The organism is Kitasatospora sp. NPDC093558, from assembly GCF_040683475.1.
Classification (GTDB): Bacteria; Actinomycetota; Actinomycetes; order Streptomycetales; family Streptomycetaceae; genus Kitasatospora.
The window spans coordinates 1-2,411 of record NZ_JBFBDY010000834.1; the positions used below are offsets into that span (position 1 = coordinate 1).

Annotated in this window: 4 protein-coding genes; all 4 read right to left on the reverse strand. The window is 70.9% G+C overall.

The genetic code is table 11. The features are described from left to right. Positions 1-172: 172 nt before the first annotated feature. Positions 173-331 carry a DUF6760 family protein gene (locus AB0O00_RS35850; RefSeq protein WP_363658890.1) on the reverse strand — a complete coding sequence of 53 codons (159 nt, stop codon included), beginning with the start codon at positions 329-331 and terminating at the stop codon, positions 173-175. Beyond that, the gene (locus AB0O00_RS35855; RefSeq protein WP_363658893.1) at positions 328-768 is read right to left on the reverse strand and encodes a hypothetical protein; all 441 of its coding nucleotides are present in this window, start codon (positions 766-768) and stop codon (positions 328-330) included. Before AB0O00_RS35855 ends, AB0O00_RS35850 begins: the two co-directional genes overlap by 4 nt. A gap of 22 nt (positions 769-790) precedes the next feature. Next, complete coding sequence (locus tag AB0O00_RS35860) at positions 791-1,234, reverse strand: phage tail protein (protein WP_363658891.1); 444 nt, start codon at positions 1,232-1,234, stop codon at positions 791-793. Positions 1,235-1,258: 24 nt separating this feature from the next. Beyond that, positions 1,259-2,411: phage tail sheath subtilisin-like domain-containing protein (locus tag AB0O00_RS35865; RefSeq protein ID WP_363658892.1), on the reverse strand; the 1,153-nt coding region annotated here is incomplete at its 5' end.

Genomic DNA, 2,411 nt, shown 5'->3' on the forward strand with positions numbered 1-2,411 from the left:
TCCGGTGCCCCGCACGTGAGCCGCTGCACCGGCACGTCCCGCCAGCCGCCCCGGGGCTCGCGCCTCGCCACCGGCTCCGGTGCAGGCGCAGCGGGCGCAGCGGGCGCAGCAGGCGCAGCGGGCGCGGCCGACCGCCCCCTCCTCAGCCAGTCCCACACGCCCATCCGCCACCTCACCGCCCCTGCGCGGCCAGGGCGTTGAGCCGGCCGATCTGGGCGACGAAGCGGAGGCGTTCGGGGTGTTCCAGGTCCAGGATCGCGTCCAGCTGCCAGTGGAAGTGGTAGGCGACGTACGCGACCTCCTCGTACAACCGCTCGGTCGCGTACGTCACGATTCCCCCAGGCGGCCGCCGGCGAGGTCGACCGCGAAGTCGCAGGCGCAGGACGGGCAGGTGACCTGCGCGCGGGTGTGTCCCTCGGCGTTGATGCGGCGGTAGAAGTCCTGGAGGAACGCCAGGTCGGAGGCGAACAGGTCCTCGATGACGCCCGCGTGGACGTCCGTCACGCCCCCGATCCGGGTGACGACGCGCCCGAGGAGGACGACGGAGAGGTACGCGGGGTTCTCGCGCACTCGGTCGTCGCGCAGCGGCACCAGTTCGTCCCTGGCCGTCGCGAGCCGCATGATGCCGGAGCGGTGCACCTGTCCGGAGTCGTCGAGGTAGCCGCGCGGCAGCTCGAACGCGAACTCGGTCCGCATCGGCTCGCGTTTCTCGGCGGCCGGTGCAGCAACCGGCTCGGCGGCTCGTTCAACCCCGGGTGGGGCGGCCATCTGTCGACGCATCAGGGCCGCCTCACGCCACGTCCATGGCTTCGTACGTGATGACGATCTTCTCCGTGAGGACGCTGGTGTCGCCGGCCTTGAGCGAGCCGATCTCCAGGCTCTTGGGCCAGGCGTTGACCAGGTTGTAGCGCTTGATCGCGTTGCCCTCGTAGTCGAAGACGATGATCGCGCCGCCCTTCCTGACCTGGGCCATCTTGCCGAAGCGGGAGTCCTTGATCCACTTCTCGAAGCTGCTGTCGGCGGTCAGGCCGCGGGTCAGCGTGACCTCGCCCGCCTTCGGGCGGCCGGGGAGCTTCTTCACCACGTACTTGCCGTCCGCGGTGTTCTGCTTGAGCTCGATGACGTCCTGTTCCATCTTCAGGCCCGTCACCTCGCTGATCTGCTTGATCACCACGCCGTCGAACTCCAGGCCGAAGGAGTGGCCGACCGAACTGTCATGGTCGGGAAGTGCCATCGTGCGCCAACCGCCTTCCTTTGATTACTCGTTGACGAGGCTCGTCCCGCCGGAGAACTGGGAGAGCCGGAAGACGACGAACTCGGCCGGCTTCACCGGCGCGACGCCGATCTCGCAGATCACCTGCCCGGCGTCGATGCCCTCGGCCGGGTTGGTCTCCCGGTCGCACTTCACGTAGAACGCCTCCTCGGGCGTGAGGCCGAACAGTGCGCCCTTTCGCCACTCGTTCACCAGGAACGCCGAGATCGTCCGCCGGATGCGCGCCCACAGGGCGTCGTCGTTCGGCTCGAACACCACCCACTGGGTGCCGATCAGGATCGACTCCTCCAGGTAGTTGAAGAGCCGGCGGACGTTCAGGTAGCGCCAGCTCGGATCGGACGAGAGCGTGCGCGCGCCCCAGACCCGGATGCCCCGGCCAGGGAACGCCCGGATGCAGTTGACGCCGATCGGGTTGAGCAGGTCGTGCTCGCCCTTGGTCAGGTTGACGGCGAGGTCGACGGCGCCGCGCACCACCTCGTTCGCGGGCGCCTTGTGCACACCCCGGCTCTCGTCGTTGCGCGCCCACACGCCCGCCATGGCGCCGCTCGGCGGCACGAACCGCAGCCGGCCGTCGGACGGGTCCGCGACCTTCAGCCACGGGTAGTAGAGGGCCGCGTGCTTGGAGTCGTAGCCGGCGCCGACCGTCCGCCACTCCTTGACCTGCTGCGGGGTCAGGTCGGGCAGCGGGTCGAGGATCGCCACGCGGTTGCCCATCAGCTCGCAGTGCGCGATCAGGGCCAGCTGCACCGCCTTGACCTGGTCGGCGTCCAGCGTGCCCTGCTCGTACGCGCCCATCAGGTCCGGGACGGCGACCATCGTGATCTCGTCCACCGCCTCCAGGCCGCCGAGGCCCGTGCGGTCGTCGGCGCTGCCGACGTACTCGGCGGGCGTCGGGGCGCTCGCGGCCGGCTGCGGCAGCGCGGGCGCCGCCGGGACGGCCACCTCCTGGTTCGCCGGACGGGCCGCGGCCTGGGCGCCGGCCTCCTCGACGGCGATCAGCCGCGAACGCTCGCGGACCACCGCCACCACGTAGCCGCGCTGGCCGCGCTTCGCCGACACGTCGAAGCTCTCCTCGACCTGCTCGCCGCGCTTGACCCGCAGCGTGAACGCGTCCTCGCCCGGCGTCTCGCCGCCGGCG

What these genes read in the sequence shown, in the direction of transcription:
- AB0O00_RS35855 (WP_363658893.1), bottom strand. Translation starts at nt 768, where the DNA reads ATGGCCGCCCCACCCGGGGTTGAACGAGCCGCCGAGCCGGTTGCTGCA.
- AB0O00_RS35860 (WP_363658891.1), bottom strand. Translation starts at nt 1,234, where the DNA reads ATGGCACTTCCCGACCATGACAGTTCGGTCGGCCACTCCTTCGGCCTG.